A 23217-nucleotide genomic window follows, 5' to 3' on the forward strand; every position below is an offset into this window, starting at 1 on the left:
GCATGTTCGTGAATCTATTGATTGTTGCAGCTATCTTCGGCTATACAGCCTGGGTACTCTACCGCCATATTCAGAAGAGCAAGAAGGGAGCCTGTGCCGGCTGCGACAAGAGCAAGACTTGTCCTGCCGCCTCTTCATCCTCCCTCTCCTGCTGCGGACCGTCCGGATCCGGGCCTGCACCGGGAAGTCCTTCCGGACGCGAGGCGTAGCTTCCGATGTTTGAATTCTCCGGGACAAGGTTATGTAAAGGATAAGCAACGAGCCTATCATTCCAAGGAGGAATTCATCATGAACACGAGAAAAACGCTTCTGACGACCGCCGCCCTGGGAGCGGCCTACCTGCTGAAGAACAAGGATGCCCGCAGCAAAGTAATGGGCGGCTTCCAGTCTTTTATGGATCAGGTTAAATCGAAACGCAGCAACGTTTGACATCAGATGCAAAAGAAACCGGAGCTCCTCTCGGAGTCTCCGGTTTCTTCATGTCAGGCTTAGCCATGCGCTACTGGATCAGCGGCAGCGAAATGACAAAGCTCGTTCCTTCATTTAATTGACTGGTAACTGAAATCGTTCCCCCGTGATTCTTGACAATCCGCTCGCTTACCGATAATCCCAGTCCCGTTCCGGTATCCTTGGTCGTGAAGAAGGGATTGAACAGACGGTCCATCGTGCAGCTGTCCATCCCCTTGCCATTGTCCGAAACAAAGATGCGGACACTGGTTCCATCGCGGCGCGCTCCCAGCTCGATTCGTCCGCCAGTATGGCTTTCCTTATCTGAAACCGCTTCCATTGCATTTCTAATCATATTGAGAAGAACCTGCTTCATTTGTTTCACATCAACGGATACAGTCAGATCGGCATGGGGCGCGTGGAGGTTGATTTGGCAGCCGGTCATCAGGGCTTCGCTTTCGGTTAACAGCACGACTTCTTTCAACAGCGCCGACACCGGAATGATGGCTACCTGGGGAGGAGTAGGTTTGGAGGAACTCAGGAATTCATGGATAATATCATTGGCCCGATCAATCTCGGACAGAATAATCTTGGCATACTCTTCTTTGCCCAATCCTTGAAGGTGGGGACGGAGCAGTTGAATAAACCCTCTGATCGCCGTCAGCGGATTTCGGATTTCATGGGCTATGGACGCAGACAGCTTGCCCAGCATAGCCAGGTTGTCATTCTGATAGGCCGTCTGTTCGATCTGCTTATAATCGGAGATTTCCTTAGCCACAAACAAATAGTATCCGTTCATCTTCTCGCCGTACGAAGCCGTGACTTTCCAGTAGCGGCCGTACTCGTCCATAAATTCATGCGAAGTTTTCCCTTTGTAGACCGTCTCACGGTAGAGTCGAAGAAGCTGCTTCTTCTTATAGCGGCTGAACGAGGTGTGATTCAACATCTGCACACAGGAATACCCGGTCAAGTCGTAGCGCTGCATTTCGAGCATACCGTACATCTGCGCATTCATAAATGCAAGGGTGCCTTCCTCATCAAACAACATAACGCCGCTGTCTATTTGCTCCAGAATATTCTTGTATATACTGTTCATGGACCCGAATTGGAACATTCGAAGCGATGTTAGCTGACTCTCCTGAATTTCGTGAAACACGATGCAAGTTCCCCCTTCAACTGAATTTGACGAAGCAGGACTACTGATCAGTAAGCAGTTCAGCCGCATCAAACGATGTTGTTCCCTTGAGACCGTTAAGCATATGATGAAGCCGGGACAAACGCCGCACAGGATTTATTTTATCCAACCCTTCCAACTATATTCCAATCATATCCAATCAAATCGAATTTCGCAACCGGAGAAACTGTCGAATGACACATCCGCTTATAAAATGATTCTTTAGTTCGATTTCAGACAGGAGGGTTCTCCCTCCTTTGTCGGGTTATGCTTCCCTAACAAATAAGGCCTCCGCACTTGCTGCGGAGACCTGAAATTATATCGGAAGAGGCTTGACGGCCCGGGTCAGGCTTTCTGCTGGAGACGGAGCTTCCGCTGGCTCATAACGGCCAGTCTCTTCTTAAGCTCGCGCTCCCATTTGGCATCCTCCAGCTGCTTGGCAACGCCCAGCAGATCCAGCGCCATATCGATCTGGTTCTGAATAATGGCCAGAGCATCCTCGCTCTCCATGTTCACCACATTCTCGAAGATCGATTCTTCATCTTCCATGACATAGTCCTGGAAGTCGACGTCGGTAACGCCGTCGCCATGCGCATATTCAGCCAGAATCTCATATTCGTTCTCCACCTTGTAATGAACCTCCACCCGGTGGCAGACCGGGCAAAAAAGCAGGGGAACATTATGGACATGCGTACGATAATGCTTCAGCGTCCCTTTGGTACCTACCATACTCGCTCCACAGCAATAACTCATGCTTGTTCACCCTCCTTGGTCAAATTCGATGGTTTCGTATTAGTGTATTATGCCCGTTAGTCAGAGATTCCTGATGGCTTGTAAGGATTATATCAACCGCCCTGCCCAATTTCAAACGAAAAGAGGATCTTCCGGATGCAAAAAGCCTCCTTCCGTCTTGCCGGCTGTGAAGGAGGCTGGAAATGCAAGAAATAGATACGGATTCGGCCCGTCAGAGCGGCCGTTCAGAGCAGGGCGTCTCCCGGCCGCCAGTCCATGGGACACAGCCCGCCGGCTTGGAGAGCCTGGAGCACACGGAGCGTCTCTTCTACGCTTCGGCCGACATCATTATGATGAACCAGTTCATATTTCAGAATGCCGTCCGGATCAATGATATACAATCCCCGTAGGGCCACCCCTTCTTCTTCCAGAAGAATGTTGTAGTCAGATACCGTCTTCTTCGTAATGTCAGAAGCAAGCGGGAAGCGGATCGGCCCGAGGCCCCCGCGCTCTTCCGGCGTCTGTATCCACGCCCGGTGACAATGAACCGAGTCCACGCTGACGGCCAGAAGCTCGGTGTCCAAATCGGAGAATTGCCCGGCCGCTTCGCTCAGCGCCCGGATTTCGGTCGGACATACATAGGTGAAATCGAGCGGATAAAAGAACAGCACCAGCCACTTCTCCCGGTAATCGGAGAGGCTGACCCATTTGAACTCCCTGCCGTCGCCCGAAACGGTCTCCAGCTTGAAATCCGGTGCCGATCTGCCTACCATGCGTTCAGCCATTGCAAGTAATCCTCCTTCAATTTAGCGAGAAAGAGAGTACTCCTCCCATAGCTGAACAAATCGTATCACTCGGGAAAATCAAAGTCAATGCCGCGCCTTGCGGACCGCTTCGGCAATCAGATCGCCCATAGCGGCCGTCGAGATTGCCCGGCTCTTGTCCACCGCAATATCGCTGGTCCGGTGTCCGGCGTTCAGTACTTCCGCTACCGCCGACTCAATCGCCGCTGCGGCTTCTTCAAATCCGAAGGTCAAGCGGAACATCAAGGCCAGCGAGAGGATGGTCGCAATCGGATTCGCCAGCCCCTGACCGGCAATATCCGGCGCGGAGCCGTGAACCGGCTCGTACAGCCCGTAGCTGCCTTCGCCGAGCGAAGCCGAAGCCAGCATGCCGATTGATCCGGTCAGCATTGCCGCTTCATCGCTGAGAATGTCGCCGAACATATTCTCCGTTACGATGACATCGAAGCTCGATGGGCGGCGCAGAAGCTGCATGGCGCAGTTATCGACCAGCACATGCTCCAGCTCCACCTGCGGGTAATCGGCCGCCACCCGGTTGACAACTTCGCGCCACAGGCGGGAGGTCTCCAGCACATTGGCTTTATCCACGGAAGCCAGCTTGTTCCGGCGCTTGCCGGCGATCTCGAACGCCTGCCGGACAATGCGCTCCACTTCGGTCACGTTGTAGACGCAGGTATCGACCGCTTCCTCGCCCTGCTCGCCCTGCCGGCGAAGCTTCTCGCCGAAGTAGATGCCGCCGGTCAGTTCACGCACGACCATGAGGTCCGTTCCTTCCAGCACTTCGGGCTTCAGTGTGGAAGCGTCCTTCAAGCAGTCAAAGACAACGGCAGGACGCAGGTTGGAGAACAGCCCGAGCGCCTTGCGGATGCCGAGCAGGCCCGTCTCCGGCCGCAATTCCTTCGGATTGCTGTCCCACTTCGGGCCGCCGACGGCGCCCAGCAGCACCGCGTCGGCGCTGCGGCAGACCGCAAGCGTATCCTCCGGCAGCGGCGTTCCCCGCTCGTCAATCGCGATGCCGCCGAACAAGGCATGCTCGGTCTCGAACCGGTAGCCGAACACCTCCTCGGTTACCTTTAAGATTTTCTCCGCTTCGGCCACTACTTCCGGTCCGATTCCGTCTCCGGCTATCACTGCAATCTTCTTCACTTCGCTCATTTCGTCGTCACTCCTCAGGGGGGATCCCGCCACCTCGGCGGCCTATTCATCTTCTATTGTTGTATCATACCTTCACCCATACGACAAAGATATAGAATCTATCAAGTTAATAGGGAAAGCCTATAAGGTAGCTTCCTAGAACAATAAAGTCAGCCAACTAGCCATTCCATTTTTTTATTTATTGAAGCAACGCTTTCAAAGATTCAAACCATCTGTAAAATAACGTCGAATTTGATCGATCCAGGGTTAAAAACGTCACTTCATTTCTCTCGGTAAAACCTGATAATAGAAGAGCAGGGATTTTTATTACATTACAGGGGGATTTGGTATGTGGACAGCTCTTGCAGTCATCGGATTTGTCGGGACGGTCGTCTTTTTAATCCTAGGTCTCGTCTCCGTGATTCGTAAGCATGGAACGGCAAAAAGAAACTTTATTATTGCGGCCGCCGCTTTTGTCATTATGATCATCGGCGCCGCCAGTACCGATACGAAAGACACGGAAGCCGCTGGTACTCCAAGCGCCGCTCCGGCGGCAACCGCTGCTGAAACGGCCGCCCCGTCTCCGGCAGTCTCCCAGCCGACAGAAGATGAGAAGGCCCAGGCAGAACTCGTAAAAAAAGAGGAAGCGGATAAGAAAGCTAAAGAAATCGAGGAAGCCAGAATCGCAGCCGAGCAGCAACAAAAGGAGGCGGAGGAAGCGCAGGCGACAGCAGAGAAATCGAAATTTGCGGATTATATGTTAACTATCGTGCCTTCGATTACCGATGATATGGCTGAACTGGATGTACAAACCTACCAATATATCTTTGATCACTCCGACTTGTTCCCGGCCGTAACTCCAGAAGCCAAACAGGCTGCGCAGACCTCTGCCGATCCTAACGTAACCTCCAAGCACCTCCAGAAAAACATTACACCTTACCTCGGAAAAATGATTTCCATAACCGGAGATGTCATCAGCATCGAGGAAACGGAGACTGACATCGGAACAGTAGCTTATGTCCACATTGTAGACGACAATTTCAACTCGATTACAGGCATTTATGCCGGATCGACCGGCGATATTCTGGAAGATGATCTCGTCCGGCTTCGCGGCGTGCCGACTGCCTCCTATTCCTTCGATAATGTGAGCGGCGGAACGACCAACGCTACTCTGCTTACAATCTCAACCATCCAGAAAATTCAATAGAAACCCGGAACCTCTGTCAGCCTCGCGGCCGGCAGAGGTTTTTTCTTTGCCCAGAATTCTGGACAAAGCTTCAGATTGCGCTCTTATTTGCTATTGAATCTTAAGTCCTTTACAATTATTAAGTAAGCGTTTCAATGGAACAAGCATCTCATTATGAAGCGGGAGAGTGATCCAATCGTGCAGTATGCCAAGCTGGGGAAATCGGGGATGAACGTCAGCCGTCTGTGTCTGGGCACGATGAATTTCGGTCCGATTACGGACGAGAAGGAAGCTTTTCGCATTATGGATACCGCTCTGGATGCGGGCATCAACTTCTTTGATACCGCCAATGTGTACGGCTGGGGCGAGAACAGCGGCCTGACGGAGAGCATTATCGGACGCTGGTTCCAGCAGGGCGGAGGCCGCCGGGAACGGGTCGTGCTGGCGACGAAAGTCTACGGCCAAATGAATGACAAGCTGGATGGACCGAATGACGAGCAAGGACTGTCCTCCTATATCATCCGCCGCCATCTCGACGCTTCCCTGAAGCGGCTGCAGACGGACCACATCGAGCTGTACCAGATGCACCACGTGGATCGCGGCGTGTCCTGGAACGAGCTGTGGGGAGCGTTCGAGCTTGCGGTCAGCCAGGGGAAAATCGGCTACGTCGGCTCCAGCAATTTTGCCGGCTGGGATATTGCGGTCGCTCAAGGCGAAGCGAAAGCCCGCGGCTTCTTCGGGCTGGTCTCGGAACAGCACAAATACAGCCTTACCTGCCGCTTGCCGGAGCTTGAGGTGCTTCCGGCGGCCCAGAGCCTGGGCCTCGGCGTTATCCCGTGGAGCCCGCTGGACGGCGGTCTGCTCGGCCGCAATGCGCTGCTGAAGATCAAAGGCAGCCGCAGCGGCGGCGACACCGACCGGATTGAGCAGCACAAGGCGCAGCTCGAGCAGTTCGCCTCGCTCTGCCAGGAACTCGGCGAGCCGCAGGATACGGTGGCCTTGGCCTGGCTGCTGGCCAACCCGGCCGTTACCGCGCCGATCATCGGGCCGCGGACGCTGGAGCAGTTCGAGAGCTCGCTTCGCGCGCTCGAAGTGACGCTGGACGGGCCGACGCTGCAGCGACTGGACGAGATCTTCCCGGGGCCCGGCGGCGCCGCCCCCAAAGCCTACGCCTGGTAAAGACGCCCGGCGCGCCGGGCGCGACTCTGTCTTGCCGTGGCCGGCGGAGCATCCGCCCGGCAGATCCGCAGAACGCACGAAGACCTTCCGGCCTGCCCCATTATCGGGCAGAACCGGAAGGTTTTTTTTGGGGGGAGGAACCAAGAGGTTGGAGCCCTCTTATTCCACATTCGCCTCTACATCGCCGTTGGTGGTCGAGAGCTGAACCGTATGGCTGCCTCCGCCCAGCTTCACATCGCCGCTCGTACTGTCATTGTCCTTCTTGTTCCAGTCTGCGTTTCCCTCCAGCGAGCCGCTTGAAGTATCCGCCTTGATCAGAGCATCCGTCTCCTGCGGCACAGTGAGATGAATGCTGCCGTTGCTCGTCTCGCAGTCCCAGTCGCCGCCAATCGCGGAATCAATGACGATCTTGCCGTTGCTGCTGCTGGCCGACACTTCTCCCCCAAGCTGTTCCAGGGTAATGGAGCCGTTCGAGCTCGAAGCCTCGACCCCGCCGTCAATCCGCCGCAGCACAAGCGAACCGTTGCTTGTATCGGCATGGACCTTGCCTCTGACGTCCTGAATGACGACTTTGCCGTTGCTGGTGTCGGCGTTCAGCCCATTCTCCATGCCGGTCACATCCAGGGTTCCGTCGCTTGTGCTCAGGGTCGCGGCAAGCCGCGACGGAAGCGTCACATTGAGGTACGGTCCCTTACTAAATCCGAAGATCAGCGTTGACCACTTGGACGGCGCCTTCTGCTCCAGAATCAGAGTGTCCCCTTCCTCGCGGACGCTCCAATTCTTGTTCAGCGCCGCGTCGCTCTCGCTCTGGCTGGTTCCCGGCGAGCGCAGCTTGCCTTCATAGGTTACTGTCTCGTTCTCCGTTCCGGTGAGACGGATTTTGCCCGTGGTGATCGAAATGCGGACCTGCCGGATCTGCGCCCCGATCTCTTTCTCACCCTGTACCTGACTCAAATATTTCTTCCCGAACCATTCCTTCAGCGTCCCGTCCCCCAGTACGGAAGGCACCGCGCTGCCGAGCCCGATCGCAATGATCAGCACGATCGCCCAACCGTTCGTTCGGCCGCCGCCAGTGCGGAACAGCAGCCGGAACAGCGTCTCCAGTCCCAGCGCAATCAACAGGGCCGGCCATACATATCCCAGCGCCTGGTCATCAAGCGTTCCCAGCTGGATCAGCACCAACAGCACGCCGAGTGCGATGCATCCCAGCGCCGCCGTCAGACTGCCCGTTCTCCATTTCCCCATAATTCCACTCCCGTCTCTGTTACGCCAAGCCTTGCTCTTAGAAGCGAGCGTTCTTCCGCAGCATATAGAATCCATACCCAATCAGTCCCGATGCCAGCAAAATGGTTCCGATATTGATATCCGTCAGGAATTCCCACAGTCCCGGGAACACCGTAATGATCAGCAGCATGGTCCCGGCCAGGATGCAGCCTCCGCCTACCCAGACCGGACTGATCGGGTCCTGCGGGTAATCGGGCATCCCGGACGGATTCAGTCCCCAAGTACCGGCATACGGATCCGGCTGGTAGAAAGGGTCCTGCTGCTGATAAAACATCGTCCGCTCGCGTTCCTTGAACATCAGCTTGTTCCAGGTAGCCTTCTGAAGCGCGTCGAACAGCTGGTAGAACCAGAGCGCGGCCAGCGCAAAGGAGAAGACGCTCGGCATCGACGGAATGAAGATAATGCAGAGAAAGGCTCCGACCATGAACTGCATGCCTAATTTTTTGAATCCGAGGTACAGATGGCCCACACCCGGCACCATGGCCAGCATAAAGGTGAGCCAGCGTCTTTTTTTTAACAACATTGCCCATTCCTCCCGAATGATTGTTCCTGCTTCAGCTCGATCTATCGTGTTCCGGCATCTCCGAACAATTGAACGACCGAGTCCGACATTTGCCCGCTGAACGTGGTCAAGCCGTACCCGAGCTGTTCGAACACCCCGAATTGCATCAATGTAAAAGCGAGACAAGCTGCCAGCGCGTAATGCAGCCATGAAGCCCGGCGAATGCTTCGTTTGGGGACAGCCGGCGTTTCTTCGGCCCGCGAATGACGTTCTGTCTTCAGCCTGCCGATCTCTTCCAGCACGCCTGCGACCAAATCGGGCACAGCGCCCGGCTCGAACGCATCCGGCCGGTTCTCCAGTCCGGTCCACAGCTCACGCATTTCTCGCGCTTCATCCAGCCAATCGGCGCACTCCGGACAGCTCTCCAGGTGGTGACGAAGTTCCTGCTCCTGAGCCGGAGACAGAAGACCGTCCAAATAGAAGGGGATTGCTTCCATCACGTCCCAACATTTCATTGCCATCTCTCCCCGTTTCTTCGCATGATCTGTCTGGCGCGGTACAGCTGGGATTCTACGGTCTTGACCGAGACGCCCTTGGCGTCCGCAATCTCCTGATAGGACTGACGATTGAAGTAGTACAGCTGCACGACCGACCGGTACGGTTCGGCTAAGCTGTTCACCTGTTGGCCGAGTTCTTCCGAAGCTTCCCGGCGTATGGCGGCAAGCTCCGGCGTCTGCGAGGTGACATAGTCGCTCTCCTGAATCTCCGAGGAGGACCGGTGCTTCCATTCCCTGTCATTGGCGCGTTTGTAATCCAGACAGGTCCGGTATGCAATCCGGTATAACCAGGTTGAGAAGGTTGACTGTCCCCGGAAGGAGGGGAGCGCCTTGTAGGCTTTAATGAACACTTCCTGGGCCATGTCCTTGGCCGACTCCGCTTCGCCTGTAATCTTCACGCAGACCCGGTACACCATTCCCTGGTAACGCGCCACCAGGTGACCGAAGGCCTGCGTGTCTCCTTCCAGAACCGCGGTGATCCACTGTGCCTCTTCCAGCTTACTCCCCTCCTTCTCTCTATATCGTTGGACGCCGTTTCCGGGAGGAACCCTGCACTTTATTGAAAATTCGGACCCGTTCCTGCCGGACATTGGGCCGGGGGTCAAGCCGTTCAACAGACAACGGCTGTCTCCCCTTGCGGAAAGACAGCCGTTGTCTGTTGAAACCGGGCGAAATAACGCTATATAGTCGGGGCGCACCGTCTTCAGGACTGTGCGCGTTCCCGTTCTGTATAGGTCTTTCGCTTCTCGATCAGCTTGTTCAGCGCATCCAGGTAAGCGCGGGCGCTGGCTTCCAGAATATCGACGCTGAGCCCGCGGCCCTGGGCCGCTATTGGTCCCTGCGAGAGCACGACATGCACTTCGCCCTGGGCATCCTTGCCGTGACTGACCGACTTGATGGAGTAATCATCGAGGTTGACAGCTTCCCCGGTTGCTCCGTCGATGGCATTGTAAATGGCATCGACCGAACCGTTCCCTTCGGCGGAGACGGTAACCGGCTCTTCCTGCGGGCCCTTCAGAACAACCTTCGCCGTCGGCGTCGCTTCGTTGCCGTAAGTGACATAGATCGTCTTCAGGCGGAAGACCTCCGGCGTGTCGATCAGCCGGTCTTCCAGGAGCGCCAAAATATCCTCGTCGGACACTTCCTTCTTCTTATCGGCCAAGTCCTTGAAGCGGGCGAACGCCGCATTCAGCTCCTCTTCCGCAGGCGTGTAGCCGAGATCCTCCAGCTTGTCGCGGAAGGCGTGGCGTCCGGAATGCTTGCCGAGCACGAGCTTGCTCTCCTTGAGTCCGATCGTCTCCGGCGTCATAATCTCATAGGTCGATTTCTCCTTGAGCATGCCGTCCTGATGGATGCCCGACTCATGGGCAAAAGCATTCGCGCCGACGATGGCCTTGTTGCCCGGGACAGCCATCCCGGTCAGCTTGCTGACCAGCCGGCTCGTGCGGGAAATCTCCGACAGCTTCAGGGAGGTCTTCGCCTCGAACAAAAGACTCCGCGTCTCCAGCGCCATCGCTACTTCTTCGATCGCCGTGTTGCCCGCCCGTTCGCCGATGCCGTTGATCGTTCCTTCGATCTGATCGGCGCCGTTCTGGATGGCGGCCAGCGTGTTGGCTGTCGCCATGCCCAGGTCATTATGACAATGGGCGCTGAGCTGCACCTTCTCGATACCGGGCACCTGTTCCTTCAAATACTTGAAGATAGCGCCGTACTCGGAAGGGTACAGATACCCGACCGTGTCGGGGATATTCACTACATTGGCGCCTTCGCGCACCGCCATGCTGACGACCTCTGCCATGAAGTCAAGCTCGGTGCGCCCGGCGTCCTCCAGGGAGAACTCCAGCTTCCCGAAATACTTCTTGGCGTAGCGGATCGCCGCCTGCGCAGTCTCCAGCACCTGCGCCTTCTCCATCCGCAGCTTATGCTGCCGATGGATCGGCGAAGTGGCCAGGAACAGGTGGATGCACGGGTCCTGCGCACCTTTCAGCGCTTCCCGGACGGCATCGATATCGCTCTCCCGGGAACGGGACAGCCCGATAACCGTCACATTCTTGACAGCCCGGGCCACCGCGTTGACTGCGGCGAGATCGCCCGGGGAGGCGGCGGGAAAGCCCGCCTCCATCCGGTCTACTCCCAGCTTCTCCAGCTGATAAGCGATTTCGAGCTTCTCGCGTGTATTCAGGTTGACTCCGGGCGACTGCTCTCCGTCGCGCAGCGTCGTGTCAAACACATAGATCTTCCGCATGGCGGCCTCTTACTTCTTGATCCAGGCCATCATTTCGCGAAGCTGTCCGCCGGTTACTTCGATCGGATGAGCGGCTTCGTTGCGGCGGGTTGCCGTCAGGAAGGCGCGGCCCGACTGGTTCTCCAGAATGAAGTCGCGAGCGAACTTGCCCTGCTGAATATCGCTCAGAACGGCCTTCATGGCTTTCTTCGTCTCGTCGGTTACAATGCGCGGGCCGGTTACATAGTCGCCGTATTCCGCCGTGTTGCTGATGGAATCGCGCATCTTCGCCATGCCGCCTTCATAAATCAGGTCTACAATCAGTTTCATTTCATGCAGGCACTCAAAGTAAGCCATCTCGGGCGCATAGCCGGCTTCCACCAGCGTCTCGAAGCCCGCTTTGATCAGGGCGGTTACGCCGCCGCACAGTACGGCCTGCTCGCCGAACAGATCCGTCTCGGTCTCTTCGCGGAAGGAAGTCTCGATAACGCCGGCGCGGGTACAGCCGATGCCCTTGGCATAAGCAAGACCGATGGCCTTTGCATTGCCCGTAGCGTCCTGCTCGATGGCAATCAGTCCGGGAACGCCAAAACCTTCCTCATAAGTGCGGCGCACCATGTGGCCCGGCGACTTCGGAGCGACCAGCAGGACGTCCGCATCCTTCGGCGCGATAATCTGGCCGAAATGCACGTTGAAGCCGTGCGAGAACATGAGGGCGGCGCCGTTCTTCAGATTCGGTTCAATTTCGTTCTTGTACACAGCGGCCTGGGTTTCGTCAGGCATCAGGATTTGGACAACGTCGGCGCGGGATACCGCTTCGGACACCGGCAGTACTTCGAATCCGTCGTTCTTGGCGGTCTGGAAGGATTTGCCTTCACGCAGGCCGATGATAACCTTGAGTCCGCTGTCGCGCAGGTTCTGCGCCTGGGCGTGGCCCTGGCTGCCATAGCCGATAACCGCAATCGTCTTGCCTTTCAATACGCTCAGATCTGCATCCTGTTCATAGTACGTCGTAACTGCCATTGTCAAAATCCTCCTTTGATTTGGAACCCTGGTAAAGAGCGGGCGCTTCAGAGCCGGGCCTCGCCCGTCCGGAACCCGCCGAAGTCCGCGTTCCTGCTTCATCGCCGTGTCCCCGGCGACTTGGGCTCTCGGCCCTCAAGCTCCCGCTCTTTGACCAGAAGCCGTATATATTTAGGAATGAAATGATGCCTTACCTCTTCCTTGCAATGCCGCACAGCAGCAATACGCTAAAGCCGCAGACAGCGACACTCAGCCGTTGCCTCTCATCATGGCCGTAACCCCGGTCCGCGACAGCTCCTTGATGCCGTAGGGCTTCAGCAGCTCGATCATAGCGTCAATCTTCTGGGTATCCCCCACGACCTGGACGAGCAGGCTCATACTGCCGATGTCGATGACTGATGCCCGGAAGGTCTCGACGACGCCCATGATCTCCGGACGCTGCGGAGGCTCTGCTTTGACCTTGATCAGCGCCAGCTCTCGCGCTACCATCGGTTTGATGCTAAGATCCACGACTTTGATTACGTCAATCAGCTTGTAGAGCTGCTTCTCGATCTGTTCCAACGTGTGTTCGTCGCCGATGGTTACGATGACCATCCGGGAGAGTCCGGTCTCTTCCGACTGGCCCACCGTAATGCTCTCGATATTGAAGCCGCGCCGGCCGAACAGACCGGCCACCCGCTGCAGCACACCCGGTTGGTCATTTACCAGAATGGATATGGTCTGCTTCGTCACTGTCTATTCATCCCCCATCAGCATTTGATCGATGGTCGAACCCTGGGTAACCATCGGGTAGACGTTCTCGTCCTTCGAAACGACGAATTCTACCAGCACCGGTCCCGGCGTCTCCATGGCTTCCTGCCACGCCGCCTGCGCTTCTTCTTTGGTTGTAGCCCGAAGCCCCTTGACGCCGTATGCTTCTGCCAGCTTCACAAAGTTCGGACTGCCGGCCAGGTCGGTATAGCTGTAACGCTTCTCATAAATCAGGTTCTGCCACTGGCGTACCATGCCAAGCACTTCGTTATTGATGACTACGATCTTTACCGGGATGTTATGAATCGCACAGATCGCAAGTTCCTGGGAACACATTTGCATGCCTCCGTCTCCGTTGATGGAGACTACGAGCCGCTCGGGATGCGCCATCTGGGCGCCGATCGCCGACGGGAAGCCAAAGCCCATCGTTCCCAGCCCGCCCGAGGTGATCCAGGAACGCGGATGATTGAACTTGTAGTACTGAGCGGCCCACATCTGGTGCTGGCCTACATCCGTCGTAACGATGGCTTCCCCGCGGGTCGTATCATTGATCATCTCAATGACCCATTGGGGCTTCAGCACATGGTCCGAATCGCGGTAGCGAAGCGGATAATCCTGCTTCCACTGCGCAATCTGGACCCGCCAGGCATCCGCTTGCCCGGCCCGCCCGACTTCGCGGTTCAGCAGTTCCAGCACTGTCTTGACGTCGCCGACGATCGGAATGTCGGGAGCGACGTTCTTGCCGATTTCAGCAGGATCAATATCAATGTGCACAATCTTGGCCTTCGGCGCGAAGCCGTCCAGCTTGCCCGTTACGCGGTCATCGAACCGGGCTCCGATATTAATGAGAAGGTCACAGTTCTGAATGGCGTTGTTCGCCGTATAGGTGCCGTGCATGCCCGGCATTCCCATCCAGAGCTCCTCGGCGCTTGGAAATGCTCCCAGGCCCAGCAATGTGGTCGTGATCGGAATCTCCGTCCGCTTGACGAATTCCAGCATTTCTTCATGGGCTCCGGAGTAGATAACGCCGCCGCCTGCGATAATGATCGGCCGCTCAGCTTCGCTTATGGCCCGCACCAGCTTGTCAAGCTGAAGCTTATTCGGAACCGACCGCGGATTATAGCCCCGCAGACTGACACTCGTAACCGGAGTGAACAGCGTCTTCGCCGCCGACACATCCTTCGGGATGTCGATCAGCACCGGGCCTTTGCGGCCGGTTGAAGCAATGTGGAACGCTTCATGGATTACCCGGGGAAGATCCTCAACGCTGCGCACCAGGTAACTGTGCTTTGTGATCGGCATGGTGATGCCGGTAATATCGGCTTCCTGAAAGGCGTCCGTACCGATCAGGCTGGAGAAGACATTCCCTGTGATGACAACCAGCGGTACAGAGTCCATATAGGCTGTAGCGATCCCGGTGACCAGGTTCGTTGCGCCCGGGCCCGAGGTGGCAATACAGACGCCGGTCTTGCCGCTTGCCCTTGCGTATCCGTCGGCGGCGTGAATGGCGCCTTGTTCATGACGGGTCAGCACATGCTTGAAGTCGTCAAAGCCGTACAGCGCATCATAGATATACAAAACCGCGCCGCCCGGATATCCGAATACAGTGTCTACACCTTCCAGCACCAGGCTGCGAAGCAGAATTTCCGATCCCGTAATGACTTCCGGCTCCATCCACTTCTCTTTCAACTGTTCTGTCGATCGCACTTCCGGTATTTGCGCGCTCATCAGTTGTCCTCCTCTCAAAGCTCCGAAATTCTGTCCAACCCGCATTCGCATACAAAAAAGCCTTCCGTCGCCCACAATCGTTCTGACTGTGAGGGACGAAAGGCTTGCGCTTCCGTGGTACCACCCCAATTTGCGTCGCATTTCGCAATGCAGCGCCTCGGCAGGTCAATCCATAATCCATCGATGAGGGCAAATGCCCGATTATGGTTACCCAGGTTCGTAACGTGAACCCTACGATTTCCCCTAATCACTCCGCCATCCTTGCTGCGCGGACTTTTCAGGGAAACAGCTCCGAGGTGAGCTCGTATAAAAGGGGTTAAGGCGGAGGTTTCAGCAGTTCCTCCCGCTCTCTGGTCTCAAGAGCCCTTTAAACTTCGTCCTCTTCATTGCCGTTAAGGAATATCGTGAAAATGTTTAGACACATTATATGATTTCCTTACACGGTTAGTCAATACCGAATTTGACATCTGCATCCGCAGCGCCGCTTCGTGAGAAACACGCTTCTCCCCGCCCGACATATGATGGAACCATAAGGCCTATTAAGGGGGAAGACCGCATGATCCGTTATCGCAGACCCAGACAGGATGACCGGGTAATCTATAGTCTGATTGAGAATCAACTGGTTCCCCTGTCCAATCTGCCTCCGAAGACCCTCGCCCAGATCCGTAAAGACCTGCCCGGACGGCTGAGCCGGGGCGTTACGCTCGTCGCTTGCACCGATTACGAGAGCGATCCGTTCGGTTTTGTCCATTTTCTGCTTCACGGCGAGCTGCTCTATATCGATATGCTGGCTATCGCCCCGTACGCCCAGCGGCGCCGGTGGGGCAATCTGCTCATGGACCGGGCCGAACGGTTCGCATTCTCCCGCGGATGCCTGCGCTCCAAGGTCGCCGTCGACGAAGGGAATGAGGGCGGGGTTGCCTTTTACCGCAAGCTCGGCTATGCCGTCGCCCGCTACTCTCCCCAGTCCCTCAGCTATGAGATGGAGAAGCGCTTGATCTAAGCCGTCTTAAAAAAAGCCGTACGGGTATGGCCCTCCGCCGTAGCCGGGTCCGTATCCGCCATGCCCGGGACCATAGCCGCCGTAGCCGGGACCCGGGCCGTACCCGTGGCCGTAGCCGCCATAGCCGTAAGCATAGGGCGAAACGCCGACCGCCAGCAGGTCGAACAGCACCAGCGGAATAAGCGCCTTCGTTTGCACCTTTTTGCCTGGGGAAGGCTTCAGAACGAGACGATTGCCCGATATGCGCACCAGCTTGCCCGCAACGCGGGTTCCATCTTTGGTAACGGCGACGATGTGCTTGCCGATGAGTTGTCTTACTTGCTGCTTGGTAACCGGATGTGCCATGTCGTTGACCTCCTCAAAATGTGGTTCACCGATAAAGCAGAATATGCAGCCGTCACGGCCGCCGACTGCGCGGATGCCCGCATCAGAAGAGGGATATGCCAAAAAGGCCCCGCTCTCCGCCGAAGCGGAGGCAGGACCTTGGGAAAAAGGGTCGTTCTTTAACGTTTGCCCGGATCGTAAGGCTGACCCAGCGCCTTGGGCGCTGCGGAACGGCCGACCGCGCTGACCAGTACGATAATCGTCAGCACATAAGGGATCATGTAAATGAATTCCTGCGGAATGTCCTTGGACCATTCGAACAGGCCCACATAGTTGCGGATGGCCTGAGAGAAGCCGAAGAAGGCCGCTGCGCCGAAGGCGCCGATCGGGTTCCATTTGCCGAAGATCATCGCCGCAATGGCAATAAAGCCTTGACCGGAAATGGTGTTGTGGGAGAACGTCCCTGTAGTCGTCAGGGTAATCGTCGCTCCGCCCATGCCGGCAAGTATGCCGCTGAGCATCACGCCGACATATCGCATCCGGTTCACATTCACACCCAGGGTATCCGCAGCGCTCGGATGTTCGCCCACGGCGCGGAGACGCAGGCCGAACGGCGTCTTGAAGAGCACCAGATAGACGACGATGACCAGGACAATCGCAATATACGTTGTCGGGTAGGCATTGAAGATCCCGTTGCCGATTACCGGAATATCCGACAACCAGGGAATCTGGAGCTTGATGAACCCTTCGTCCAGATAAGGCGTCTCGCCGGCGCCGTCAAAAAGCAGCTTGACCATATACAACGTGCTGCCGGCGGCCAGGAAATTGATAACCGTACCGCTTATCGTCTGGTCCGCCTTGAAGGTAATCGACGCTACCGCGTGAATGAGGGAGCCGATCATACCGACCAGCATGGCGCACAGCAGACCGATCCATGGAGCCCAGGAACCGTAACCTGCATCCTGCGCATAGTAACCTCCAATGGCTGCGGCGAAGGCGCCGAATGTCATCAAGCCTTCAATTCCGATGTTGACCACACCGGAGCGTTCCGAGAAGATGCCGCCAAGTGCGGCAAATATGAGCGCCGTAGAGAATACCAGCGTCGAATTGAGCATTTGACCCAGTGTCGTAAGATCCATCTAGAGCACCTTCTCTTTCTTGCGCTTGAAATAGAACGGCTTGAGCACCCAGCGCACAATACCTTGGGCGGCAATGAAGAAAATAATCGAACCGATTACGATCCGGATCAGCTCTGGCGGCACGTTGGCGTCAAAGCTCATGCCCGCCGAGCCGTAGGTCAGGGAGCCGTACAGGATGGCAGCCAGGATAACGCCGAACGGATGTGTCAGTCCCAGCAGCGCAACGGCAATGCCGTCAAAGCCATAGCCCGGCGAAGCTGCAAATACCGACTGGTAGTGGAATACGCCCAGTACCTCGCCTGCGCCGGCAAGCCCGGCGAACACGCCCGCGATGAACATCGACTTCATCACGTTCCGGCCTACGTTCATGCCGGCATACTCGGCGGCATGCGGGTTGAAACCGACCGCGCGCATTTCGTAGCCCTGCTTCGACTTCCAGAGGTACACGTAGAAGAATACGGCACAGCCCAGAGCAAGGACCGTTCCCCAATGCAGACGCGCATTGTCAAACAGGTCATTCAGGAATGACATCGACATCGAGGCCGGAATGTCCTCGGACCGGTTCTGTCCCTTCAGAAGCACAAAGGTTCGGATCAGGTAATTCGACAGGAAGAGTGCAATCCAGTTCATCATAATCGTCGTGATAACTTCGTTGATGCCCCGTTTGGCTTTCAGGAAGCCTGCGACTCCTGCCCAGAGGCCTCCGAAGAGACCGGCGCCGATAATAGCCAGGGGAACCAGCAGGAAGGACGGCAGACCACCGAACTTGATGCCGATTAGCGATGCGGCGGTCATGCCGATCAGAACCTGGCCATCCGCACCGATGTTGAACAGCCCGGAGCGAAAAGCGAATGCGACGGACAAGCCGGTCAGCATCAGCGGCGTCATTTCACGAATCGCTTCGCCAAAGTTATAGGCGCTGCCAAAATCGTGCTTGATAAGCGCTCCGTATGCCGTAATCGGATTATAGCCGCCGATCAGCATGACGATGGCGCCTACCAGGAGGCCCATAATAATGGCAACCAGCGGCACGATATAGCTGTCGCTTGCAAATATTTTCTTAAGCTTATACACCCGTTGTTCCTCCCCGCTTCAGGCTGCCCGCCATCATCAGACCGAGCTCCTGATCGTTCGTATCCTGCGGAAGCACATCGCCGACAATCTGTCCCTCATAGATGACGGCGATCCGGTCCGATACGTTCATAATCTCATCCAGTTCGAACGAAATGAGCAGCACCGCCTTGCCTTTGTCGCGTTGGGCGATGAGCTGCTTCTGGACGAATTCGATAGCTCCCACGTCCAGGCCGCGGGTCGGCTGGGCGGCAATCAACAGAATCGGGTCTTTGTCTATTTCCCGAGCAATAATCGCCTTCTGCTGGTTCCCCCCCGACAAGGAGCGGGCCTTCGTCTCAATGGATGGCGTACGAACGTCAAAACCCTTGACAAGTTTCTCCGCATATTCGTCAATTACGTTCTTGTCCAGGAAGCCGTTCTTGTTGTACGGACGCTTATAATACGTCTCCAGCACCATATTCTCGCTGATTGAGAAGTCGAGGACCAGACCGTGCTTGTGCCGGTCTTCCGGAATATGCGACACATTCATCTCGGTTACCTTGCGCGGCGGCAGGTTGGAGATTTCGGTGCCCGAGACCTGAATGGAGCCGGAATCAATTTTGCGCAGACCGGTGATCGCCTGAATGAGTTCGCTCTGTCCGTTCCCATCTACGCCGGCAATCCCCAGAATTTCTCCCGCCTTGACTTCAAAGGTCAGGTTGTTGAGTACGGAGATGCCATCCTTGTTCTTGCTGTTGACATTCTCCACCTTCAGAATCGTCTCCCCGATTACCGGCGGCTTCTTGTCCACCTTGAACGTAACTCCGCGTCCGACCATCTTCTCGGCCAGCTCATTCGGATTGGTCTCGGAGGTCGTGACCGTATCGATAACCTTGCCGCGGCGGATGATCGTCACGCGGTCGGAAATTGTCATGATTTCTTTGAGTTTGTGCGTAATTAGGATGATGGATTTGCCTTCGGCTACGAGCCGCTTCATAATCGCCATCAGCTCGCTGATTTCCTGCGGAGTCAACACGGCGGTTGGCTCGTCAAATATAAGGATATCCGCGCCGCGGTACAGCGTCTTCATAATCTCCACACGCTGCTGCATGCCCACCGATATATCGTGAATCCGGGCGTGAGGGTCCACTTGAAGACCATACTGTTCGGATAGCTTCCTTACCTGTTCGGCGGCGGATTTATAGTCGATTTTAATGCCGTTCCTCGGTTCCATTCCAAGAATGATGTTCTCGGTGACCGTGAACGGTTCTACAAGCTTGAAATGCTGGTGAACCATGCCGATGCCGAGTTCTATTGCCTTATTAGGGCTGTCGATAACAACCGGTTTCCCGTCGATTTCGATGCTGCCTTCGTCGGGTTGATAGAGCCCGAACACGATATTCATCAGGGTTGATTTGCCAGCGCCATTCTCCCCCAAAAGGGCATGAATCTCCCCTTTCTCCAGAGTCAGGCTGATGGAGTCGTTCGCGACGATACCGGGAAAGCGTTTTGTGATTTGCTTCAACTCTACGACAGGAGCCGCAGCACTCATGGAATCACCCTCATTACAGAATAATAAATCTGAACCGGCAGACACAGACAGCGATCTACCGTCCCCGATAAGGACGGCAGTCGTTGCCTGAATCCGGCTTGAACCAAGAACAAGGCCAGCTATATAACCGGCCTTAGTTCTGTTAAATCCGTATTTATTTGTTGATTCTGACAGCAGTTCCTGGGATTATTCCGTCGGCACTGTGATGGAGCCGTCCACAATCTTCTGCTTGTACTCGTCAACCTTCTTCAGAATGTCTTCCGACACATTGGCTTTCGAGGTTTCCGGCAGACCTACGCCGTCATCTTTCAGACCGAGAACCGTAGTCGTACCGCCCTTGAACGTACCGTCAATTACCTGCTGGGATACATTCTTCACCGCTACGTCTACGCGTTTCATCATGGAAGTCAGCGTTACGTCATCGCCGAATTCCAGCGATTGGTCCTTGTCCACGCCGATAACCCACAGCTTCGTGCTGCCGCCTGCTTTGTTGCGGGCTTTGGCTTCGTTGAACACGCCGTTGCCGGTTGCGCCGGCAGCCGGGAAGATAATGTCGTTGCCTGCATCATACAGGGTAGCAGCGATGGACTTGCCGATATCCGGCTTGTCATACGCGCCGGCATACATCACTTTCACAGTTGCGCTAGGGTTAACCGCCTGTACACCCGCTTTGAAGCCTACTTCAAAACGCTTGATTACCGGGCTCTCCATGCCGCCGATGAATCCGACCTTATTGGTCTTTGTCGTCAGACCGGCAACCACGCCTACCAGGAACGAGCCTTCGTTCTCGGCGAAGGTTACGGATTCCACGTTCGGAGCGTCAACGACGCTGTCGATGATCGCCAGCTTGGAGTCCGGGTTGGCGTCGGCAACCTTCTTCAGCGCGTCGCCAAGGTCGAAGCCGATGCCCCAAGTCAGGCTGTATTTATCTCTTACGAACTGGCTCAGATTCGGCTCGTAGTCGGCATTCGACTTACTCTGCAGGTACTGAACCTTGACGCCCTTCTCTTTCTCCAGCGCTTGCAGCGCTTCCCATGCAGACTGATTGAACGACTTGTCGTTAACGCCGCCCACGTCCGTTACCATGCCGACTTTGACGTCGGATGCAGCCGGAGCACCGCTGTCCGTGGCCGGAGCCGCAGAAGCTCCAGCGCTTGGCGCCGTGCTTGCGCTTGCGTTTTTGCCGCCGTTATTCGCGTTGTTATTGTTGTTGCCGCAACCGGCCAGAATCACAACGAACGCAAGCAGCATAACGAGAGACAGCTTGGATACTTTTTTCATTGATCGGAATCCCCCTAACAAATTTGGATGTCATCTGTTATATACTTTGGACATGCCATTGCAACAAATTATACCTTCAACCCTAGGTAAAATCCAGCCTGTAAATGACCTGAGGTTAATAAAAATTTGTATTTTCGCTCGAGAAAACGCTTAACCTGTCATAATGCGTCATTTTTCATTCCGAGCATTGTCAATAATGCGTTTTGTTGCCGATTGGTCTCCTCCGCCATCGGAGCCCGTGAACGGTGTTAGTATTGCACATCCGCCCGCGTTCTATTAAAATATAGGCTTATTATTGAGCGAATCACGAAAGGAAATGACTGTATATGAACGAAGCGCAATCCATGTCGGAGACGCCTCAGCCCAAGTTCTGCCGCGAATCCCGGGTGTTCAAGACCGGGCGCGTCTTTCCCAATGACGTCAATAACCATAAAACACTGTTCGGAGGCAAACTGATGAGCAACATGGATGAAGTGGCCTCCATTTCAGCCATGCGGCACTGCCGGCACAATGTGGTCACCGCTTCAACCGACTCGGTTGATTTTCTGCTTCCGATCCGTCCCAGCGATTCCGTCTGCTTCGAGTCCTTTGTCTCCTCCACCGGGCGCACCAGCATCGAAGTCTTCGTCAAGGTAATTTCGGAGCATCTCTATACCGGCGAACGGGCGGTTGCGGCCACCGCGTTTCTGACCTTTGTCGCCGTGTCCCCCGATGGCACCCCTGTTGCCGTTCCGCCCGTTGTACCGGAGACAGAAGAAGAGAAGCTCATCAGCGAATCCGCCAAGGAACGCAATGAACTTCGCCGGGTCCGGCGTTCGGCTAGCAAAGCCCTTGCCGCGAAGCTCTCCGCCACCAAGTACTGGGAATAGGTTCGAGTTCCATCGCTTCATCTAATATATCCACCCAGCAAAAAAGCACCGCATCGCGGATTACCCGCAGGCGGTGCTTTTCAATTCACACGTGCTGATTAGGCGTTAATCTTCTCTTTGGCTACCGTAGCCAGGGAGTTGAATGCGCCGATGTCGTTAACGGCCAGGTCGGCCAGCATCTTGCGGTTGATATCCACTCCGGCCAGCTTCAGGCCATGAACCATCTTGCTGTAGGACAGACCGTTCTGGCGGGCGGCCGCATTGATGCGGACGATCCAGAGCTTGCGGAAGTTGCGCTTCGTCTGACGACGATCGCGGTAAGCATACAGTCTGGACTTCATGACCTGTTCTTTTGCGGTCTTGAAGAGACGATGTTTGGAACCGAAGTAACCCTTTGCCAGTTTCAGTACTTTTTTATGTTTACGACGAACTACTACGCCGCCTTTAACTCTTGCCATTATAATAAACCTCCCAATAAGTTGTGTTAGTCAGCGAATGCGCTATTTCAGGTTAGCGAGACCCTGTTTCAGACGTCTTACATCCCCCGGAGCCATTTCAGGGTTCGTTCCCAGAACGCGCTTGGCACGCTTCGACTTATGGGACAACAGGTGGTTCTTGTAAGCTTTGTAGCGGGTCACTTTACCGGTTCCGGTAATCTTGAAGCGGCCTTTCAGGCTGCTGTGCGTTTTCATCTTAGGCATGGTGTTTCCTCCTTAAAAATGTGTGAACCTGTATTCAGATTCCTGTAATGCTAATTAATTTAAGCCTTGGGGGCCAAAATCATAATCATGCTGCGTCCTTCCAGCTTCGGCTGACGCTCTACCGTGGAGATTTCGGCGGTCTCTGCCTTCACACGCTCCAGAATCTTCTGGCCGATGTTGGCATGGGCAATTTCACGGCCGCGGAAGCGGACGGAACATTTAACCTTATCGCCCTCACCCAGGAACTTGATGACATTGCGGAATTTGGTCTGAAAATCATGTTCCTCAATGTTGGAACGGAACCATACTTCCTTGATGTCCACGATCTTCTGATTCTTGCGGGCTTCCTTGTCCTTCTTCTGCTGTTCATAGCGGAACTTTCCGTAGTCCATGATACGGCATACAGGCGGCTTGGCCTGCGGGGCAACATTGACCAGATCCAGGTTGAGATCAGCGGCCATCTGCAGCGCTTCACGAATCGGCTTAATGCCGATCTGCTCGCCTTCCGCCCCAACCAAACGAACTTCCTTCGCACGAATCTCGTCATTGATCATGTGTTCCTTACTAATAAC

26 protein-coding genes are annotated in these 23217 nt (G+C 55.5%); 6 read left to right on the top strand and 20 right to left on the bottom strand.

The window, feature by feature from the left end:
• The first annotated feature begins 2 nt into the window (after positions 1 to 2).
• The gene (locus RBI05_RS08995; RefSeq protein WP_310550841.1) at positions 3 to 209 is read left to right on the top strand and encodes a FeoB-associated Cys-rich membrane protein; all 207 of its coding nucleotides are present in this window, start codon (positions 3 to 5) and stop codon (positions 207 to 209) included.
• Between the two features lie 79 nt (positions 210 to 288).
• Positions 289 to 429 carry a hypothetical protein gene (locus RBI05_RS09000; protein WP_191089418.1) on the top strand — a complete coding sequence of 47 codons (141 nt, stop codon included), beginning with the start codon at positions 289 to 291 and terminating at the stop codon, positions 427 to 429.
• A 70-nt stretch (positions 430 to 499) separates the two neighbouring features.
• On the opposite strand, the gene RBI05_RS09005 is transcribed toward RBI05_RS09000, so the two are convergent.
• From RBI05_RS09005 to leuB, 4 genes are all read right to left on the bottom strand, one after another.
• Positions 500 to 1603 carry an ATP-binding protein gene (locus RBI05_RS09005; protein ID WP_408638319.1) on the bottom strand — a complete coding sequence of 368 codons (1104 nt, stop codon included), beginning with the start codon at positions 1601 to 1603 and terminating at the stop codon, positions 500 to 502.
• Between the two features lie 363 nt (positions 1604 to 1966).
• Positions 1967 to 2374 carry a hypothetical protein gene (locus RBI05_RS09010; RefSeq protein WP_150456335.1) on the bottom strand — a complete coding sequence of 136 codons (408 nt, stop codon included), beginning with the start codon at positions 2372 to 2374 and terminating at the stop codon, positions 1967 to 1969.
• Between the two features lie 224 nt (positions 2375 to 2598).
• Complete coding sequence (locus tag RBI05_RS09015; protein ID WP_310550842.1) at positions 2599 to 3138, bottom strand: peroxiredoxin; 540 nt, start codon at positions 3136 to 3138, stop codon at positions 2599 to 2601.
• An 84-nt stretch (positions 3139 to 3222) separates the two neighbouring features.
• A complete protein-coding gene (gene leuB / locus RBI05_RS09020; protein ID WP_310550843.1) occupies positions 3223 to 4311 on the bottom strand; it encodes a 3-isopropylmalate dehydrogenase in 1089 nt (362 codons plus the stop codon).
• Positions 4312 to 4639: 328 nt separating this feature from the next.
• Between leuB and RBI05_RS09025 the strand changes: the two genes are divergently transcribed.
• Complete coding sequence (locus RBI05_RS09025; RefSeq protein ID WP_150456338.1) at positions 4640 to 5497, top strand: hypothetical protein; 858 nt, start codon at positions 4640 to 4642, stop codon at positions 5495 to 5497.
• A gap of 177 nt (positions 5498 to 5674) precedes the next feature.
• Positions 5675 to 6655 (top strand): aldo/keto reductase, encoded by a 981-nt coding sequence (locus RBI05_RS09030; RefSeq protein ID WP_150456402.1) that lies wholly within the window; start codon positions 5675 to 5677, stop codon positions 6653 to 6655.
• A 159-nt stretch (positions 6656 to 6814) separates the two neighbouring features.
• On the opposite strand, the gene RBI05_RS09035 is transcribed toward RBI05_RS09030, so the two are convergent.
• The 8 genes from RBI05_RS09035 to ilvB form a co-directional block, all read right to left on the bottom strand.
• Positions 6815 to 7900 carry a DUF4097 family beta strand repeat-containing protein gene (locus RBI05_RS09035; RefSeq protein WP_310550844.1) on the bottom strand — a complete coding sequence of 362 codons (1086 nt, stop codon included), beginning with the start codon at positions 7898 to 7900 and terminating at the stop codon, positions 6815 to 6817.
• Positions 7901 to 7937: 37 nt separating this feature from the next.
• Positions 7938 to 8462 carry a hypothetical protein gene (locus RBI05_RS09040; RefSeq protein ID WP_310550845.1) on the bottom strand — a complete coding sequence of 175 codons (525 nt, stop codon included), beginning with the start codon at positions 8460 to 8462 and terminating at the stop codon, positions 7938 to 7940.
• A gap of 41 nt (positions 8463 to 8503) precedes the next feature.
• Positions 8504 to 8956 (bottom strand): zf-HC2 domain-containing protein, encoded by a 453-nt coding sequence (locus RBI05_RS09045; protein ID WP_191089419.1) that lies wholly within the window; start codon positions 8954 to 8956, stop codon positions 8504 to 8506.
• Positions 8953 to 9588 carry an RNA polymerase sigma factor gene (locus RBI05_RS09050; protein ID WP_223879735.1) on the bottom strand — a complete coding sequence of 212 codons (636 nt, stop codon included), beginning with the start codon at positions 9586 to 9588 and terminating at the stop codon, positions 8953 to 8955. Before RBI05_RS09050 ends, RBI05_RS09045 begins: the two co-directional genes overlap by 4 nt.
• A gap of 113 nt (positions 9589 to 9701) precedes the next feature.
• Positions 9702 to 11243, bottom strand: coding sequence for a 2-isopropylmalate synthase (locus RBI05_RS09055; RefSeq protein ID WP_310550846.1), 1542 nt, complete (start codon positions 11241 to 11243; stop codon positions 9702 to 9704).
• 9 nt (positions 11244 to 11252) lie between these two features.
• Positions 11253 to 12245, bottom strand: a complete 993-nt coding sequence (gene ilvC, locus RBI05_RS09060; protein ID WP_310550847.1) for a ketol-acid reductoisomerase — start codon at positions 12243 to 12245, stop codon at positions 11253 to 11255.
• A gap of 249 nt (positions 12246 to 12494) precedes the next feature.
• Positions 12495 to 12977, bottom strand: coding sequence for an acetolactate synthase small subunit (gene ilvN / locus RBI05_RS09065; RefSeq protein ID WP_310550848.1), 483 nt, complete (start codon positions 12975 to 12977; stop codon positions 12495 to 12497).
• 3 nt (positions 12978 to 12980) lie between these two features.
• The gene (gene ilvB, locus RBI05_RS09070) at positions 12981 to 14723 is read right to left on the bottom strand and encodes a biosynthetic-type acetolactate synthase large subunit (protein ID WP_310550849.1); all 1743 of its coding nucleotides are present in this window, start codon (positions 14721 to 14723) and stop codon (positions 12981 to 12983) included.
• A 556-nt stretch (positions 14724 to 15279) separates the two neighbouring features.
• Here ilvB and RBI05_RS09075 point away from each other — a divergent pair.
• A complete protein-coding gene (locus RBI05_RS09075; protein WP_310550850.1) occupies positions 15280 to 15726 on the top strand; it encodes a GNAT family N-acetyltransferase in 447 nt (148 codons plus the stop codon).
• 6 nt (positions 15727 to 15732) lie between these two features.
• Here the strand turns inward: RBI05_RS09075 and RBI05_RS09080 are convergent, their stop codons facing one another.
• The 5 genes from RBI05_RS09080 to RBI05_RS09100 form a co-directional block, all read right to left on the bottom strand.
• Positions 15733 to 16071: a hypothetical protein gene (locus tag RBI05_RS09080; RefSeq protein WP_310550851.1), complete on the bottom strand. Its 339-nt coding sequence runs from the start codon at positions 16069 to 16071 to the stop codon at positions 15733 to 15735.
• A 158-nt stretch (positions 16072 to 16229) separates the two neighbouring features.
• The gene (locus tag RBI05_RS09085; protein WP_150456349.1) at positions 16230 to 17189 is read right to left on the bottom strand and encodes an ABC transporter permease; all 960 of its coding nucleotides are present in this window, start codon (positions 17187 to 17189) and stop codon (positions 16230 to 16232) included.
• Positions 17190 to 18263 carry an ABC transporter permease gene (locus RBI05_RS09090; RefSeq protein WP_310550852.1) on the bottom strand — a complete coding sequence of 358 codons (1074 nt, stop codon included), beginning with the start codon at positions 18261 to 18263 and terminating at the stop codon, positions 17190 to 17192.
• Entirely contained in the window at positions 18256 to 19794 is a 1539-nt protein-coding gene (locus RBI05_RS09095; RefSeq protein ID WP_310550853.1) for an ABC transporter ATP-binding protein, read from the bottom strand. The genes RBI05_RS09090 and RBI05_RS09095 overlap by 8 nt, the downstream gene beginning before the upstream one ends.
• Before the next feature lie 186 nt (positions 19795 to 19980).
• Positions 19981 to 21075: a BMP family lipoprotein gene (locus RBI05_RS09100; protein WP_150456352.1), complete on the bottom strand. Its 1095-nt coding sequence runs from the start codon at positions 21073 to 21075 to the stop codon at positions 19981 to 19983.
• Between the two features lie 326 nt (positions 21076 to 21401).
• Here RBI05_RS09100 and RBI05_RS09105 point away from each other — a divergent pair, with 326 nt between their 5' ends.
• A complete protein-coding gene (locus RBI05_RS09105) occupies positions 21402 to 21944 on the top strand; it encodes an acyl-CoA thioesterase (protein ID WP_310550854.1) in 543 nt (180 codons plus the stop codon).
• A 98-nt stretch (positions 21945 to 22042) separates the two neighbouring features.
• Here RBI05_RS09105 and rplT read toward each other — a convergent pair whose 3' ends face one another.
• From rplT to infC, 3 genes are read right to left on the bottom strand one after another with little or no spacing between them, the layout of a single operon-like run.
• Positions 22043 to 22402, bottom strand: a complete 360-nt coding sequence (gene rplT, locus RBI05_RS09110; protein WP_150456353.1) for a 50S ribosomal protein L20 — start codon at positions 22400 to 22402, stop codon at positions 22043 to 22045.
• 42 nt (positions 22403 to 22444) lie between these two features.
• The gene (gene rpmI / locus RBI05_RS09115; RefSeq protein ID WP_025692214.1) at positions 22445 to 22645 is read right to left on the bottom strand and encodes a 50S ribosomal protein L35; all 201 of its coding nucleotides are present in this window, start codon (positions 22643 to 22645) and stop codon (positions 22445 to 22447) included.
• A gap of 59 nt (positions 22646 to 22704) precedes the next feature.
• The gene (infC, locus tag RBI05_RS09120; protein WP_150456354.1) at positions 22705 to 23199 is read right to left on the bottom strand and encodes a translation initiation factor IF-3; all 495 of its coding nucleotides are present in this window, start codon (positions 23197 to 23199) and stop codon (positions 22705 to 22707) included.
• Between the last annotated feature and the right edge of the window lie 18 nt (positions 23200 to 23217).

This window comes from Paenibacillus glufosinatiresistens (assembly GCF_031470375.1).
GTDB classification, from domain to species: domain Bacteria; phylum Bacillota; class Bacilli; order Paenibacillales; family Paenibacillaceae; genus Paenibacillus_AQ; species Paenibacillus_AQ glufosinatiresistens.